At 72.3% G+C, this 15,978-nt stretch carries 15 protein-coding genes and 1 pseudogene; 8 read left to right on the top strand and 8 right to left on the bottom strand.

What is annotated here, in order from left to right; genetic code table 11:
* The first annotated feature begins 29 nt into the window (after positions 1–29).
* A complete protein-coding gene (locus tag AB0G79_RS15910) occupies positions 30–1,181 on the top strand; it encodes a glycerate kinase (protein ID WP_360806468.1) in 1,152 nt (383 codons plus the stop codon).
* 64 nt (positions 1,182–1,245) lie between these two features.
* Here the strand turns inward: AB0G79_RS15910 and AB0G79_RS15905 are convergent, their stop codons facing one another.
* Positions 1,246–2,442, bottom strand: a complete 1,197-nt coding sequence (locus tag AB0G79_RS15905; protein WP_360806465.1) for a helix-turn-helix domain-containing protein — start codon at positions 2,440–2,442, stop codon at positions 1,246–1,248.
* A gap of 176 nt (positions 2,443–2,618) precedes the next feature.
* Here AB0G79_RS15905 and AB0G79_RS15900 point away from each other — a divergent pair, with 176 nt between their 5' ends.
* From AB0G79_RS15900 to AB0G79_RS15880, 5 genes are read left to right on the top strand one after another with little or no spacing between them, the layout of a single operon-like run.
* Positions 2,619–3,440 (top strand): ABC transporter ATP-binding protein, encoded by an 822-nt coding sequence (locus AB0G79_RS15900; RefSeq protein WP_360806462.1) that lies wholly within the window; start codon positions 2,619–2,621, stop codon positions 3,438–3,440.
* A 13-nt stretch (positions 3,441–3,453) separates the two neighbouring features.
* Positions 3,454–4,257 (top strand): ABC transporter ATP-binding protein, encoded by an 804-nt coding sequence (locus AB0G79_RS15895; protein WP_360806459.1) that lies wholly within the window; start codon positions 3,454–3,456, stop codon positions 4,255–4,257.
* The gene (locus AB0G79_RS15890) at positions 4,254–5,144 is read left to right on the top strand and encodes a branched-chain amino acid ABC transporter permease (protein WP_360806456.1); all 891 of its coding nucleotides are present in this window, start codon (positions 4,254–4,256) and stop codon (positions 5,142–5,144) included. The genes AB0G79_RS15895 and AB0G79_RS15890 overlap by 4 nt, the downstream gene beginning before the upstream one ends.
* Before the next feature lie 28 nt (positions 5,145–5,172).
* Positions 5,173–6,255: a branched-chain amino acid ABC transporter permease gene (locus tag AB0G79_RS15885; RefSeq protein WP_360806643.1), complete on the top strand. Its 1,083-nt coding sequence runs from the start codon at positions 5,173–5,175 to the stop codon at positions 6,253–6,255.
* Entirely contained in the window at positions 6,252–7,517 is a 1,266-nt protein-coding gene (locus AB0G79_RS15880) for an ABC transporter substrate-binding protein (protein ID WP_360806453.1), read from the top strand. The genes AB0G79_RS15885 and AB0G79_RS15880 overlap by 4 nt, the downstream gene beginning before the upstream one ends.
* On the opposite strand, the gene AB0G79_RS15875 is transcribed toward AB0G79_RS15880, so the two are convergent.
* On the bottom strand, positions 7,505–8,341 hold the full coding sequence (locus AB0G79_RS15875) for an NAD(P)-dependent oxidoreductase (RefSeq protein WP_360806450.1): 837 nt from the start codon (positions 8,339–8,341) through the stop codon (positions 7,505–7,507). The genes AB0G79_RS15880 and AB0G79_RS15875 overlap by 13 nt on opposite strands.
* A gap of 89 nt (positions 8,342–8,430) precedes the next feature.
* Between AB0G79_RS15875 and AB0G79_RS15870 the strand changes: the two are divergent.
* Both AB0G79_RS15870 and AB0G79_RS15865 read left to right on the top strand, forming a co-directional pair.
* Positions 8,431–8,859, top strand: a pseudogene (locus tag AB0G79_RS15870) (GNAT family N-acetyltransferase); the annotation flags it as partial.
* A 72-nt stretch (positions 8,860–8,931) separates the two neighbouring features.
* A complete protein-coding gene (locus AB0G79_RS15865; protein WP_360806640.1) occupies positions 8,932–9,435 on the top strand; it encodes a GNAT family N-acetyltransferase in 504 nt (167 codons plus the stop codon).
* A gap of 83 nt (positions 9,436–9,518) precedes the next feature.
* Here AB0G79_RS15865 and pssA read toward each other — a convergent pair whose 3' ends face one another.
* The 6 genes from pssA to AB0G79_RS15835 form a co-directional block, all read right to left on the bottom strand.
* Complete coding sequence (pssA, locus tag AB0G79_RS15860; RefSeq protein ID WP_360806637.1) at positions 9,519–10,385, bottom strand: CDP-diacylglycerol--serine O-phosphatidyltransferase; 867 nt, start codon at positions 10,383–10,385, stop codon at positions 9,519–9,521.
* The gene (locus tag AB0G79_RS15855) at positions 10,378–11,034 is read right to left on the bottom strand and encodes a phosphatidylserine decarboxylase (protein ID WP_360806448.1); all 657 of its coding nucleotides are present in this window, start codon (positions 11,032–11,034) and stop codon (positions 10,378–10,380) included. The genes pssA and AB0G79_RS15855 overlap by 8 nt, the downstream gene beginning before the upstream one ends.
* Positions 11,035–11,204: 170 nt before the next feature.
* Positions 11,205–12,410 (bottom strand): acyl-CoA dehydrogenase family protein, encoded by a 1,206-nt coding sequence (locus tag AB0G79_RS15850; protein WP_360806445.1) that lies wholly within the window; start codon positions 12,408–12,410, stop codon positions 11,205–11,207.
* A 2-nt stretch (positions 12,411–12,412) separates the two neighbouring features.
* A complete protein-coding gene (locus AB0G79_RS15845; protein WP_360806442.1) occupies positions 12,413–12,925 on the bottom strand; it encodes a MaoC family dehydratase in 513 nt (170 codons plus the stop codon).
* A 4-nt stretch (positions 12,926–12,929) separates the two neighbouring features.
* Entirely contained in the window at positions 12,930–13,907 is a 978-nt protein-coding gene (locus tag AB0G79_RS15840) for a CoA ester lyase (protein WP_360806439.1), read from the bottom strand.
* Positions 13,904–15,964, bottom strand: coding sequence for a protein meaA (locus tag AB0G79_RS15835; protein WP_360806436.1), 2,061 nt, complete (start codon positions 15,962–15,964; stop codon positions 13,904–13,906). Before AB0G79_RS15835 ends, AB0G79_RS15840 begins: the two co-directional genes overlap by 4 nt.
* Positions 15,965–15,978: the final 14 nt, after the last annotated feature.

The following is a 15,978-nucleotide window of genomic DNA, read 5'->3' as shown; positions in this document are numbered from 1 at the left end:
ACTGCACGTTCGAAAGCAAGGGATGCAAGGTGACGGACGGGGCAGCAACTCAGGTCGCTCACGTGCTCGTGGCGGCCGACAAGTTCAAGGGCTCGCTCACGGCCGTGCAGGTCGCGGAGCGGGTCACCGCTGGTCTCCGGCAGGTCGTCCCCGACCTCGCCGTCGAGACGCTCCCGGTCGCCGACGGCGGCGACGGCACGGTCGCGGCGGCGGTCGCGGCCGGATTCGAGCGGCGCGAGGTACGGGTCACGGGGCCGCTCGGCGAGCCCGTCACCGCGGCGTACGCGCTGCGCGACACGACGGCGGTCGTGGAGATGGCCGAGGCCTCCGGCCTCCAGCTGCTCCCCGCCGGCGTGTTCGCCCCCCTCACCGCCACCACGTACGGCTCCGGCGAACTCCTCCGCGCGGCCCTCGACGCGGGCGCCACCACCATCGTCTTCGGCGTCGGCGGCAGCGCGACCACGGACGGCGGCGCGGGCATGCTCGCGGCGCTCGGCGCGCGCCTCCTGGACGCGGCGGGCGAGCCGGTGGGCCCCGGCGGCGCGGCCCTGGCCGACCTCGCGACGGCCGACCTCACCGCCCTCGACCCCCGCTTCTCCTCCGTCGACCTGATCCTGGCCAGCGACGTCGACAACCCCCTGACCGGCCCCAAGGGCGCGCCGGCCGTCTACGGCCCCCAGAAGGGCGCCACCCCGGACGACGTCCGCACCCTCGACGCGGCGCTCGCCCACTTCGCCACCGTCCTGGAGAAGGCCATCGGCCCCAAGGCGGCCGAAGCGGCGGTCGCGCCCGGCGCGGGCGGCGCCGGCGGCATCGGCTACGGCGCGCTCATCCTCGGCGCGAGCTTCCGCCCCGGCATCGAGCTGATGCTCGAGGTCCTCGGCTTCGCCCCCGCCCTGGAGCGCGCCACCCTCGTCATCACCGGCGAGGGCTCCCTCGACGAGCAGACCCTCCACGGCAAGGCCCCGGCGGGCGTCGCGGCGGCGGCCCGCGCGGCGGGCAAGCCGGTCGTCGCGGTCTGCGGCCGCCTGGCACTCCCGCCGGAGGCCCTGACGGGCGCCGGCATCTCCCGGGCGTACCCCCTCTCGTCCCTGGAACCGGACCCGGCCAAGTCCATCCCGAACGCGGGCCCGCTCCTGGAGCGGATCGCGACGGCCATCGCCCACGACCACCTGACGTAGCCCCGGCGAGGCGCGACCGGGCGGGGGCGGGCGCCCGACCCCGCCCGCCCCTGCCCCGCCGCCCCTACCCCGCCGTCAGGCGGAACGCGTCCAGGGCCAGGGTCATCTCCGTGAGGTCCCGCGGGCGGGACAGCGACCGGGACGTGAGCTGTTCCAGGCGGCGGAGGCGGTTGAAGACCGTGTTCCGGTGGCAGTACAGACGGCTCGCCGCCCGCCCGGCGGAGCCCTCGCAGTCGAGCCACGCGTCCAGCGTCTCCAGCAGGACCGCCCGGTCCGCCGGGTCCAGTTCGAGCAGCCCCCCGAGGACGTCCGAGACCAGCAGGCTCGCCATCTCCGGCTGGCCGACGACGAGCGCGCCCGCCATCCGCCGGTCGAGCCGCACGATCCGCCGGCTGCCCGGCGGACAGGTCCGCAGCGCCAGTTCGGCGAGCCGCCGCGCCCGGCCGAGCTCGGTCAGGCCGACGACGACGGGGCTGATCCCGCCGGGGCCGGGACAGCGGCCGTCGAGGAGTTCGGAGAGCGCGTCGAGACCGGTCGCGTCGGCCAGCGCCACCACCCCGATCTCGCAGTCCGTGCCCATCCGCCACAGGAACCGCACGCCGTCGCCCTGCACCTGCCGGTGGAACGGTTCCCGTTCCTCCCGGCGGTCGTAGCGCAGCACCACCACCGCGTACCGCCCCTGCTCGGGCAGGTCGAGCCCCGCCGCCGCGCGGGACACGAGCTCGGGGGAGCCCTCCCCGTGCAGGAGCGCGTCCAGGAGCGCCTGGAGCTGCTCGTCGGTACGGCGCCGCAGCTCCGCCTCCGCCGCCCGGTACGCCTCCGACGCCGTGTCCGCCTGCGCGTCCACCGCCGACCACACCGTCGTCGCCGACTGCATCAGCGCGGCCAGCTGCGCCGCGTCCTCCCCGGCGCCCTCGATCAGCGCGTCCCACACGAGGTGCCCGGCGTGCCGGTACGCGTGCACGACGAGTTCGAGCGGCATGCCCTGCGCTGCCCGCCGCCCGCCCATCTCCTCCGCGTACTCCAGGTCCCGCCGCGGCGAGCTCCGCGGCGCCGCGATCATCTCGACCCCGATCCGCATCGCCTCGTGGGCCTCCTGCCAGTGCTGGTCGTACGGCAGGATCCGCCCGTAGGCGGGCTCGTACGCGTGCAGCTCCCGCAGGTGCTCGTCCACCAGCTCCGGCACCCGCTCCAGGAGTGCCGTGCACGCCTCGGCGAGCACCTTCCAGTCGTCTCCGGTCCGCCTTCTGCGCCGTCCCATGACCGGAGCATCCACCGCCCGGAGCCCCCGGAACAGCCCCTGAACCGCAGCGTTGTGCGCATGCACAGCCCACCCCCGCCGCCACTGGTCACCGGCAGCGATTCGGCCGGGAGCCGTGGACGGGCGGTCGGGCCCGGTGCTGGGGTGAGCGCCACCGAAGAACGGGAGGGTGGTCCATGGGAGGAACCGCGCCCGCCTTGGAGGTCGACGACCTCACGGCGGGATACGGACCGGTGCGCGCGCTGCGCCGGGTGTCGCTGACCGTACCGGCGGGCGCCGTCGTCACCGTCCTCGGCGGCAACGGCGCCGGCAAGTCGACCCTGCTGCGGGCCGTCTCGCGCACGCTCCGCTTCCACGGCGGGTCCGTGGTCTCCGGCACGGTGCGCCGCGACGGCCGCCCGCTCGACGGGCTGACGCCGGACCGGGTCGTCGCGGCCGGCGTCTCCCAGGTGCCGGAGGGCCGCCAGGTCTTCGCCCGGATGACCGTCGAGGACAACCTGCGCGCGGGCGCCCTCGGCGACCGCCGGGGCGGGCGCGCCGCGAGGTCCGCCGCGCTCCGCCGGGTCCACGAGCTCTTCCCGGTCCTCGCCGACCGCGCCCGCCAGCCCGCCGGGCTGCTCTCCGGCGGCGAGCAGCAGATGCTGGCCGTCGGCCGGGCCCTGATGGCCGCGCCGGGGCTGCTCCTCCTCGACGAGCCGTCCCTCGGGCTCGCCCCGCTGATGGCGGCCCGCATCGCGGACGCCGTCCGCGAGATCAACGCCCAGGGCACGGCGGTGCTCCTCGTCGAGCAGAACGCGGCGCTCGCGCTGCGCCTGGCCTCCCACGCGTACGTCCTCGAGGTCGGCGAGGTCACCCTCTCGGGCCCGGCCGCCGATCTGGCCGCCTCCGACGAGGTCCGCCGCCGCTATCTGGGCGTGGTCGACGAGGACGCCGCCGCCGACGCGGCCGACGCCCGCACCGCGCCCCCCGTCCTGTCCCGCTGGGAGGCGACCCCGTGACCGAGGAGACCCGATGACCGAGGAGACCTCCGTGACCGAGGAGACCCCCGCCCCGCTGGTCGTCGAGGACCTCACCGTGCGCTTCGCCGGGCTCACCGCCCTCGACGGCGTCGGCTTCACCGTCCGCCCCGGCACCGTCCACGCCCTCATCGGCCCCAACGGCGCCGGCAAGTCGACCTGCTTCAACGTGCTCTCCGGCGTCTACCGCGCCACCTCCGGCTCCGTCCGCCTCGGCCCGCACGAGCTGACCGCCCTGCCGCCGCACCGGATCGCGGACCTCGGCGTCGGCCGGATCTTCCAGAACCTGGCCCTCCCGCCCCGCGCGACCGTCGAGGACAGCCTGATGCTCGGCCGCCACCGCCTCACCCGGACCGGTTTCCTCGCCGCCGGCCTCCGGCTGCCGTCCGCCGCGCGCGAGGAGGCCCGCCACCGGGCCAGGGTCCGGGAGATCGCCGCCTTCGTCGGCCTGGAGGACCAGCTCGCGCGCCCCGCGGGCTCCCTCCCGTACGGGCAGCAGAAGCTCGCCGAGCTCGCCCGCGCCCTCTGCACGGAGCCGAGGCTCCTGCTCCTCGACGAGCCCGTCGCGGGCATGACGGCCGAGGAGCGGCGCCGTACCGCCTCCGTGATCGCGGGCGTCCGCGACGGCCTCGGCATCTCGGTCCTCCTCGTCGAGCACGACATGGGCCTGGTGATGCGGCTCGCCGACTCCGTCACCGTCCTCGACTTCGGCCGGCGCATCGCCGACGGCGCCCCCGAAGCCGTCCAGAACGACCCCGCGGTCGTCCGCGCCTACCTGGGAGAGGAGACCCCCGCGTGAGCACCTTCGCCGAGTTCCTGATCAACGGCGTCTCGCTGGGCTCGATCTACGCCCTCATCGCCCTCGGCTTCGTCGTCATCTTCCGGGCCACCGAGGTCGTCAACTTCGCCCACGCCTCACTCCTCCTGGCGGGCGGCTACGTCACCGCCGTCCTCCACGACGACATCGGCTTCTGGCCCGCGCTGCTCGCCGGGATCGCGGGCGCGGCGGTGGTCGGCGCGGCCGTGGAGTTCCTCGTGATGCGCCGTCACCGGGGCGGCGACCACAGCGTCCTCGCGATCGTCACGATCGGCGTGGACATCCTGCTCGCGACCGAGCTGACCCGCCGGATCGGCACCGACATCCTCGCCCTCGGCGACCCGTGGGGCGACGCGGTCCTCACCGTCGGCCCCGTCACCGTCGCCCAGACCCGGGTGGCCGCGCTCCTCGTCGCGGCCCTGCTCATCACCGCGTTCCTGCTCGCCTTCCGGTACACGTCCTGGGGCGTCGCCATGCGGGCCGCCGCCGAGAGCCAGGAGACCGCCGCCCTCATGGGCATCCGGCTCGGCCGGGTCTCCCTCGGCGCGTGGGCGGTCGCGGGCGCGCTCGCCGCCGTCGCCGCGCTCTTCCTCACGGTCTTCCCGACGCCGGGCCTGGAGCGGGCCACCTCGCTCGCCGCACTGAAGGCCTTCCCGGCCGCGATCCTCGGGGGCCTCGACTCGACCACGGGCGCCCTCGTCGGCGGACTCCTCGTCGGCGTCACCGAGTCCCTCGCCACCGGCTACCAGAGCGACCTGGCCTTCCTCGGCCGGGGCATCGGCGACCTCGCCCCCTATCTCGTCATGGTCGCGGTGCTGCTGCTCCGCCCGGCCGGACTCTTCGGCACGAAGGAGCTCGCCCGTGTCTGAGGCACTCGCCCGCGGAGGACTCACGGCGGTGGTCCGCACCCCCGCGCTGTACGGCGGGACGGCGGCGGCCCTCGTCCTGCTCGCCCTCCCGTTCTACCTGGACCGGTTCTGGCTCCAGGCGGGCCTGTTCGCGATGGCGGCCGCCATCGGGGCGATCGGCATCAACCTGCTGACCGGCGCGACGGGCCAACTCTCCATGGGGCACGCCTTCTTCCTCGCCGTCGGCGCTTACGGCTACTGCCTCTTCGCCGGTGACGGCGCGGACGGCCTGGCCGGTCTCGGCCTGCCCGGCTGGCTCGCCGCCGTCCTCGCGGTGGCCCTCGCGGGCCTGACCGGTGGGGTGTTCAGCCCCATCGCCGGGCGGCTGCGCGGCGCGTACCTCGGGATCGCCACCCTCGCGCTGATCTTCATCGGCCAGCACGTCCTCTTCAACGCCCATGACCTGACCGGCGGTTACAACGGCCGTGCCGTACCGCCCCTGTCCCTCTTCGGTCTCACCTTCGACGACGCCGAACTCCTCGTCGCGCAGGTGCCGTTCGGGGCGGTCGAGAAGCTCTGGTACCTCGGCCTCGCCCTCCTCGTCGCCGGAGTCCTCTTCGCCCGCGGAGTGCTCCGGGGCCGACCGGGGCGCGCCATGAACGCGATCAGGGACCACCGGATCGCCGCCGGCGTCATGGGCATCCCGGTGGCCCGCTACCGCGCCGCCGTCTTCGTCCTCTCCTCCATGTACGCGGGTCTCGCCGGCGTCCTGCTCGCCCTCGTCTTCCAGCGCACGGTGCCCGAGTACTTCGGCATGGCGCTGTCCCTCGAGTACCTGGCCATGATCGTCATCGGCGGTCTCGGCTCGGTCGCCGGGGCGGTCGCCGGCGGCGTGTTCGTCTCGCTCCTGCCGCAGCTCCTCACCCGCTACAGCGACGCGCTGCCCCTGGTGTCCGCCCCGGGCACGGGCGGGATCACGCCGGGGGAGGCCTCCCGCTACCTGTACGGGGCCGCCGTCGTCGCCGTGGTCCTCTTCCTGCCCGGCGGCCTGACCCGCCTCGCGGCCCGTGCGCGAACCCGTACCCGTACCCGTAAGACGATCTCCACCGAACCCTCAGGGGAGGCACGATGAACCACCGACGACAGGCCGTGCGGGGCCTGACCGCCGCGCTCGCCGCGCTGGTCGCCCTCACCGCCGCCGGATGCAGCTCCAAGGCCAAGACCGGTGACGGCGAGCAGACCGGCGCGGGCGGGGTGAAGACCGGTGTCGGCGTCACCGACAAGACGATCGCGCTGGGCGCCCTCACCGACATGACCGGCGTGTACGCGACCCTCGGCAAGAGCGTCACCCAGGCCCAGCAGCTGTACGTCAAGCAGGTCAACGCCGCCGGGGGCATCTGCGGCCGGCAGCTGGAGCTCACGGTCCGCGACCACGGCTACGACCCGCAGAAGGCGCTCGCCGCGTACACCGAGCTGGAGCCGAAGGTCGTCGGCTACGCCCAGTTCATCGGCTCCCCGTTCGTCGCCGCCGTGAAGCCCCGCGTCGACGGCAAGGACAAGGGCCTCGTCCTGCCCCAGGCCTGGTCGGCCTCGCTGCTCGGCTCCCCGTACATCCGCGTCCTCGGGGCCACGTACGACGTCGAGACGATCAACGCCGTCGACTTCCTGCTCAAGGAGAAGGGCCTGAAGTCCGGCGACAAGCTCGGCCACGTCTACTTCGAGGGCGACTACGGCGAGAACGCGCTGAAGGGCTCGAAGCACGCGGCGGCGAAGGCGGGACTGACCGTCGTCGAGCAGAAGATCAAGCCGACCGACAACGACATGTCGGCGCAGGTCGCGGCGCTCAAGCAGGCCGGGGTCAAGGCCGTCGTCATCAGCGCGGGCCCCCGCCAGGCCGCCTCGCTCGTCGGCGTCGCCGCGGCCACCGGCCTGAAGGTCCCGGTCGTCGGCAACAACTCGGCGTTCGCGCCGCAGCTCCTCGGCACGCAGGCCGGTCCCGCCCTGGAGAAGATGTACTGGTTCGCCTCGCCGAGCCTGCCGATCGGCGCCGACACGGCGACGGCGAAGAAGCTCGTCGCCGACTACCGGGCGGCCTACCCCGGCGACAGCCTCGACAACGGCATCGTCGCCGGCTGGACGGCGGCCGGCGTCTTCGGCGAGGCCCTGAAGAAGGCCTGCGCGGACAAGGACCTCACCCGCGAGGGCGTCGACAGGGCGCTCCTGACCCTCACGGCGTACGACGCGGGCTTCGGCATGACGCACGACCTGAGCGACCCGAAGGCGCCCTCCTCCCGGGAGTCCGTCATCATCCAGCCGGACAAGTCCGTCCCCGGCGGCATGCGCGCGGTCCGGCAGCCCTTCGTCGCCGAGGCGGCGGCCTCCTACGCGCCCTGATCGACGAACCCGGTCCGCCACGACGGGCGGGCCGGGACCCAGCCCAGGGCCCGGGCGCGCCCGTTCGACGCGCCCCGGGCCCACGACGCCCGGCCCGCCATCCGGTCCGGGGCGGGGGCCCCGAGCGCTTCGGTCAGGGCCGGCAGCCACTCGTACCCGGTGGCGGGCTCGTCGTCGACCACGTTGTACGCCCCCGGGGGCCAGTCGAGCGCCTGTACGGCCGCCTCGGCGGCGTCGGCGACGTGCACGAAGGAGCTCACCGACCCGTCCGCCACCGTGCTCCCCAGGAAGGCCGGTCCCGCGGTCCCGCCCAGCCAGGCGGCCACCGCGCCGCCGGGCGCGTACCAGGTGCCGGGACCGTAGAGGATCCCGTACCGCAGCACGACCGCCTCCGGGAGCTCCGCCACCGCCGCCTCCAGGGCCCGCACCCCGGCGACGACCCGCGCCCGGGGCCCCTGCTCCGTCGGGTCGAGCGGCACGGACTCGTCGGCGGGTCCTTCCCCGGGGGCGTACGCCCAGGCGATCGACTGCGCGACGATCCGCCGCACCCCGGCCGCCAGCGCCGCGTCCACGAGGTTCCGGGTGCCCTCGATCCGCACCCGGTTGTTCGCGGCCCCGTCCGCCCCGCCCAGGTCGGTCAGCTGGTGCACGACGGCGTCCGGCGCGGCCTCCGCCACCGCCCGCCGCACGGCCCCGGCGTCGAGGACGTCGACGGGGCGCGGTCCGCGCCGCGAGATGCCCACGACCTCGTGCCCGGCCGCTTCCAGACGGGGGACGAGCTGACGACCGACGGCGCCCGTGGCGCCCGCGACGAGTACACGCATGCCGGCGAGCCTGGGTGATCTTCACATCGGCGACCCCGCATCGCGGCTCTTCACCTCGCGGAAACATCCCGGTGCGAGGCTCGGCTCCCATGAACGCACCCCGCATCGAGGAGAACCGCTCCCACCCCGGCCTCGCCGCCCTGCTCGGCGCCTTCCACCTCGCCAACCAGGCCGAGAAGGGGCAGCCCGTGGGCACCGTCTCCGAGCTGCCCGCCGTATACCGCGCCGAGGCCGAGGACCCGGCCGCCGCCTTCGCCGCCGACACCGTCCTCCTCGTCACCGCGCCCGGGGAGGACCGCCCCACGGGGTGCGTCGTCCTCAAGGCGGCCGAGGACGGGCTCGCGCCCGAGATCAAGCGCCTCTGGGTCGAGCCCGAGGCCCGCCGCAAGGGCCTCGCCGGGGCCCTCATGGCCGAGGCCCTGCGCCGCGCCGCACTGACCGGCGCCCCCGCCGCGCGGCTCACCGTCTGGGCCTGGCGCGAGGAGCCGCTCGCGCTCTACCGGAGCCTCGGCTTCGAGCCCGTCGACTCCTGGGACGAGCGCCCGGACCTGCTCTGCCTCCGCAAGCCCCTCGACGCCCCCGTCGTCCGGCTGTCCCCGGAGGACGTCCGGGCGCACGCCCCCGGCGCCCTCGCCGAACTCCTCGTCGACGCCGTCGACGGCGGGGCCTCCGTGGGCTTCCTGGCGCCCCTGGAGCGCTCCGACGCGGCCGCGTGGTGGTCGGGCGTCGCCGAGGACGTCGCGGCGGGCGTACGGGACGTGTGGGCGGCCCCCGGCCCGGACGGCGTCCCGTCCGGCGTCGTCACCCTCGTCCGCACGGGCACGGCCAACGGCCGCCACCGGGGCGAGATCGCCCGGCTGCTCGTCCACCGCTCCGCGCGCGGCCGCGGCCTCGGCCGCACCCTCCTGGCCACCGCCGAGGCCCACGCCGCCGCCACCGGTCTGACGCTGCTCGTCCTGGACACCCAGACCGACAGCCCGGCCGAGCGCCTCTACCGGGCGGCGGGCTGGACGCCCGCCGGCACGATCCCGGACTTCGCGGCCGACCCGGTGGGGACGCTCCGCCCCACGACGCTGTACTACAAGCGGCTGTAGCCCCGCCCCGGGCACGCGAAAGGGCCCCGCACGCGAAAGGGCCCCGGAAGGCTTTCGCCTCCGGGGCCCTTTCGTACGACTGCTTACGGCAGCTGCGCCGCCCGCGCCTCCCGGCTCTCACGCCGGTTGCCGCGGAAGGTGTTGACTCGGCGGGCCGTCGCGAAGAGGGGGATCACGGCGCCCAGCACCACCTGGAGCGCGCACCCGGTCTGGAGCAGGAACGCCCCGCCGGGGGCGTCGAACGCCCAGGCCGCCAGCATGGCCATCGCTCCGACGATCCAGCTGAGCATCGCCACCGCGAGGACGCCCCGCGGCTTCGGGTACTCGACCCGGCTCACCATCAGCCACGCGACACCGATGATCGCGAGGAGCGTCGGGATGAACGGCAGCTCCAGGAGCACGATCGAGACGACCGTCAGCGCTCCGAAGGGGCTCGGCATGCCCTGGAACATGCCGTCCTTCATCGTCACGCACGAGAATCTCGCGAGCCTCAGGACCACGGCGAGCAGCACCACGATCGCGGCGACCGCCGAGACCTTCTGCTGCGCGTCGTCCGCGACCATGCCGTACACGAGCACGAAGTAGGCCGGGGCGAGACCGAAGCTGATGAGGTCCGACAGGTTGTCGAGCTCGGCGCCCATCGGCGAGCTGCGGAGCTTGCGCGCCACGATGCCGTCGAAGAGGTCGAAGATCGCCGCGGCCAGCATCAGGATGACGGCGGTGGCGGCGCTGTTGCGCGCCATGCCGGTCTCGCTGCTGCCGGTGAGGTGCGGGATCAGGATGCCGGTCGTCGTGAAGTAGACCGCCATGAAGCCACACGTGGCGTTACCGAGCGTGAGGGCGTCCGCTATGGACAGCCTCAACGACAGCGGCATCTCCTCGGCCTCTTCGGCCGCCTCCGCGTCGGCGTCGGCGGCCCAGTCGGCAGCCCGTGTGTCGGGATCAATCACGGTCAATGCGAGTCACCCCCGCGGTCGTGGCCTGCCCGACCTCGACGGCGACCTCGACACCCTCCGGGAGGTAGATGTCGACGCGCGAGCCGAAGCGGATCAGGCCGATCCGATCACCCTGCTCGACCTTCGTCCCCTGCGGGATGTACGGCACGATGCGTCGCGCCACGGCACCCGCGATCTGCACCATCTCGATGTCGCCGAGCTCGGTGTCGAAGTGCCAGACAACGCGCTCGTTGTTCTCGCTCTCCTTGTTGAACGCCGGCACGAACCCGCCCGGGACGTGCTCCACGGAGGTCACCGTGCCGGCCAGCGGCGCGCGGTTGACGTGGACGTTCAGGGGGCTCATGAAGATGGCGACCCGGGTGCGCCCGTCCTTCCACGGCATGATGCTCTGCACCACGCCGTCGGCGGGGGAGATGACCCGGCCCTGAGCGATCTCGCGCTCGGGGTCGCGGAAGAACCACAGCATGCCGGCCGCGAGAGCGGTGGTCGGCACGGCGATCGCCGCGGCGCGCTTCGAGCCGCGGGAGCGCGCGAGGCTGAGCGCCGCGGTGGCCACGGTCGGCAGAAGCCACGGCGACGCTCCGCGTGCGATGCGTACGCCCTTGAAGCTGTCGCGATGTGCAGAGGTTCGACTGTCGGGCATGAATGACCTTCGTAGCGGATGATGCCGCACTGGCAACGGGGGGACGGCGGCTTTCCGGCGATGCTATCGGTTGCGGGGCGCAACTGGGCAAGCCAGGAACCGAGTCGACGGCCGGAAGACGAACACGGGGTGTGATCTTCTTCGCGGCCGAACCGACTCAAAACCGACAATCAGCCCTGGAATCGGTACTCCTCCAGGAGCCGACGACCAATGATCATTTTCTGGATCTCGGCGGTACCTTCACCGATGAGCAGCATCGGCGCCTCGCGGTAGAGACGCTCGATCTCGTACTCCTTGGAGAAGCCGTATCCACCGTGAATGCGGAAGGCATCCTCCACGACCTCCTTGCAGTATTCGGAGGCGAGGTACTTCGCCATCCCTGCTTCCAGGTCGTTTCGTTCCCCGGAGTCCTTTTTGCGTGCTGCGTTCACCATCATGGCATGAGCGGCCTCGACCTTGGTAGCCATCTCGGCAAGCTTGAACTGAATCGCCTGGTGTTCGGCGATGGCCTTGCCGAAAGTGTGACGTTGCTGGGCATACGAGACACCGAGTTCGAAAGCACGCTGAGCGACACCGCAACCACGCGCCGCCACGTTCACGCGGCCGACTTCCACGCCGTCCATCATTTGGTAAAACCCGCGGCCCGTCGTGCCGCCGAGGACCCGATTGGCCGGAATGCGCAGTCCGTCCATGATGAGTTCGGTCGTGTCGACGCCCTTGTAACCCATCTTGTCGATCTTGCCGGGAATGGTGAGGCCGGGGCGGACCTCTCCGAAACCGGGCTCCTTCTCGACGAGGAAGGTCGTCATCGACTTGTGGGGGGCGGTGCCCTCCGGGTGGCCTTCGTCACTTCGGACGAGAACGGCGACCAGGGTTGACGTGCCGCCGTTGGTCAGCCACATCTTCTGGCCGTTGAGGACGTACTCGTCGCCGTCCTTCACCGCCTTCGAGGTGATGGCGGACACGTCCGAGCCGAGGCCCGGCTCCGACATCGAGAACGCGCCGCGCGTCTCGCCGGCCGCCATGCGCGGAAGGAAGTACTCCTTCTGCTCCTGGGTGCCGTGCTGCTTGAGCATGTACGCGACGATGAAGTGGGTGTTGATGATGCCGGAGACCGACATCCAGCCGCGCGCGATCTCCTCCACGCACAGCGCGTAGGTGAGCAGCGACTCACCCAGGCCCCCGTACTCCTCGGGGATCATCAGACCGAAGACACCGAGCTCCTTGAGCCCGTCGACGATCTCCTGGGGGTACTCGTCGCGGTGTTCCAGCTCCGTCGCGACCGGGATGATCTCCTTGTCGACGAAGTCCCGCACAGTGGCGAGGATCTCCTGCTGGACATCGGTCAGACCGTGGGTCCGGGCGAGTCGCGCCATCGTTACTTCCCCTGTTCCTTGAGCTCCGGGCGGCCGGCCTGCTCGCCGCCGCGTGCCTCGATGTACTCGGCGGTCGGGACCATCACCTTGCGGCGGAAGACGCACACCAGGGTGCCGTCCTGCTTGTAGCCCTTGGTCTCGACGTGGACGATGCCGCGGTCGGTCTTCGACCTGGACGGCGTCTTGTCGAGGACGGTCGTCTCGCCGTAGATGGTGTCGCCGTGGAAGGTCGGCGCCACGTGCCGCAGCGACTCGATCTCCAGGTTGGCGATGGCCTTGCCGGAGACGTCCGGGACGGACATGCCGAGCAGCAGCGAGTAGACGTAGTTGCCGACGACGACGTTCTTCTTGAAGTCCGTCGTGTTCTCGGCGTAATTCACATCCATGTGCAGCGGATGGTGGTTCATGGTGAGCAGACAGAAGAGGTGGTCGTCGTACTCGGTGACCGTCTTCCCGGGCCAGTGCTTGTAGACGGCACCGACCTCGAACTCCTCATAGGTGCGGCCGAACTGCATGGTGCTACGCCTCCGGGATCTCGAACTTGCTGGTGCGCTGCATGCCGGCGGCGCGGCCCTTGCCGGAGATGACCAGGGCCATCTTGCGGGAGGCCTCGTCGATCATCTCGTCGCCGAGCATCGCGGAGCCCTTCTTCCCGCCGGCCTCGGACGTGTAGTAGTCGTACGCGTCGAGGATCAGCTCGGCGTGGTCGTAGTCCTCCTGCGAGGGCGAGAAGATCTCGTTCGCGGCGGCGACCTGGTCCGGGTGGAGCACCCACTTGCCGTCGAAGCCCAGGGCGGCGGCGCGCTGGGCGACCGCCCGGTAGCCCTCCTGGTTGCGGATCTGGAGGTAGGGGCCGTCGATCGCCTGGAGGTTGTTGGCGCGGGCCGCCATCAGGATGCTCATCAGGATGTGGTGGTACGCGTCCGCCGGGTAGCCGGGCGGCTGCTCGCCCACGACCAGCGACTTCATGTTGATCGAGGCCATGAAGTCGGCCGGGCCGAAGATGATCGTCTCGACGCGCTGGGAGGCCTGCGCGATCGCTTTGACGTTGTTGAGGCCCTGCGCGTTCTCGATCTGCGCCTCGATGCCGATCTTGCCGACCTCGAAGCCCATCGTCTTCTCGATCTGCGTGAGCAGCAGGTCGAGCGCCACGATCTGCTCGGCGTTCTGGACCTTCGGCAGCATGATGCAGTCGAGGTTCTGGCCGGCGCCCTCGACGACGGTCACGACGTCGCGGTACGTCCAGTGGGTCGTCCAGTCGTTGACGCGGACCACGCGGGTCTTGCCGGTCCAGTCGCCCTCGTTCAGGAACTTCACGATGGTGTGCCGGGCCTCCGGCTTGGCCAGCGGGGCGCAGGCGTCCTCCAGGTCGAGGAAGACCTGGTCCGCGGCGAGGCCCTGGGCCTTCTCCAGGAAGCGCGGGTTGGAGCCGGGGACCGCGAGGCAGGACCGGCGCGGGCGCAGACGGTTCACGGGGCTGGTCGCGGGGCTGGTCATGCGGGGACCTCCGTACATTCAAGGGGGCTGAGCTTGTTGGCTTTGCGGATCTCGTCGACGATACGGCCGATGATCTCCGTGATGCCGAAGTCCTTCGGGGTGAAGACGGCGGCGACACCCGCCCGCTTCAGTTCCGCCGCGTCGGCGTTGGGGATGATCCCACCGACGATGACGGGGATGTCCGCGGCCCCCGCCTCGCGGAGGCGGTCGAGCACGTCGGGGACGAGCTGGGAGTGCGAGCCGGAGAGGATCGACAGGCCGACGGCGTGCACGTCCTCCTCCAGGGAGGCGTCCACGATCTGCTCCGGGGTGAGCCGGATGCCCTGGTAGACCACCTCGAACCCGGCGTCGCGGGCCCGGACGGCGATCTGCTCGGCGCCGTTGGAGTGCCCGTCGAGGCCCGGCTTGCCGACGAGGAAGCGGAGCTTCCCGATGCCGAGGTCCTCGGCCGTACGGGACACCTTGCGGCGCACCTCGGAGAGCGGGGAGCCCTCCTCGGCGGCCACGGCGACCGGGGCGGAGGAGACGCCGGTGGGGGCGCGGAACTCGCCGAACACCTCGCGGAGCGCCCCGGCCCACTCACCGGTGGTGACACCGGCGCGGACGCACTCCAGCGTCGCGTCCATGAGGTTCTCGTCGGTCCGCGCGACCTCCTTCAGGCGCTCGATGGCCTGCTGGGTGGTCGGGAAGACGAACGGGTCGCCGCCGCCCTGCCGGTCCGTGGACTCCTGCCGCTCGGCGCGCCAGCGGCCGACGGCGCCGACCACGCGGGCCTCGACGGCCGGGTCGACCGTCATGATCGCGGTGTCGAGGTCGGCGGTGAGCGGGTTCTCCTCGGTCGCCTGGAAGATGTTGACGCCGACGATCTTGTCCTCGCCGGCCTCGATGCGGGCCCGCCGCTCGGCGTGCGAGGAGACCAGCTGCGACTTGAGGTAGCCGGACTCGACGGCGGCCATCGCGCCGCCCATCTCCTGGATCCGCTCGATCTCGGCCAGGCACTCCTCGACGAGCGAGTCGACCTTGGCCTCGATGACGTGCGAGCCCGCGAAGATGTCCTCGTACTCCAGGAGGTCCGACTCGTGGGCCAGGACCTGCTGGATGCGGAGCGACCACTGCTGGTCCCAGGGGCGCGGCAGGCCCAGCGCCTCGTTCCAGGCGGGGAGCTGGACGGCCCGGGCGCGGGCGTCCTTGGAGAGGGTGACGGCCAGCATCTCCAGGACGATCCGCTGGACGTTGTTCTCCGGCTGGGCCTCGGTGAGGCCCAGCGAGTTGACCTGCACGCCGTAGCGGAACCGGCGCTGCTTCGCGTCCTCGATCCCGTACCGCTCACGGGTGACCTTGTCCCAGATGCGGCCGAAGGCGCGCATCTTGCACATCTCCTCGACGAAGCGGACGCCCGCGTTCACGAAGAAGGAGATGCGGGCGACGACGTCGCCGAACCGGTCCGCGGGGATCTGGCCCGAGTCGCGGACGGAGTCGAGGACCGCGATCGCGGTGGACATGGCGTACGCGATCTCCTGGACCGGCGTGGCCCCGGCCTCCTGCAGGTGGTAGCTGCAGATGTTGATCGGGTTCCACTTCGGGATGTTGTTGACCGTGTAGCAGATCATGTCCGTCGTGAGGCGGAGCGAGGGGCCGGGCGGGAAGACGTGCGTCCCGCGCGACAGGTACTCCTTCACGATGTCGTTCTGCGTGGTGCCCTGGAGCTTGGTGATGTCCGCACCCTGCTCCTCGGCGGCCACCTGGTAGAGCGCAAGGAGCCACATGGCGGTGGCGTTGATCGTCATCGAGGTGTTCATCTGCTCCAGGGGGATGTCCTGGAACAGCCGGCGCATGTCACCGAGGTGCGACACGGGGACGCCGACCCGGCCGACCTCGCCGCGGGCGAGGACGTGGTCGGGGTCGTAGCCCGTCTGCGTCGGCAGGTCGAACGCGACCGAGAGGCCGGTCTGACCCTTGGCGAGGTTGCGCCGGTACAGCTCGTTGGACGCCTCGGCGGTCGAGTGACCGGCGTAGGTCCGCATGAGCCACGGACGGTCCTTCTTGCGCTCAGTCATCTGTGGTCCCGGGC

Source organism: Streptomyces sp. NPDC020807, assembly GCF_040641575.1.
Taxonomy (GTDB): domain Bacteria; phylum Actinomycetota; class Actinomycetes; order Streptomycetales; family Streptomycetaceae; genus Streptomyces.
Note: the sequence above shows the minus strand (reverse complement) of the source record. Positions and strands in the feature narration are given on the sequence as shown.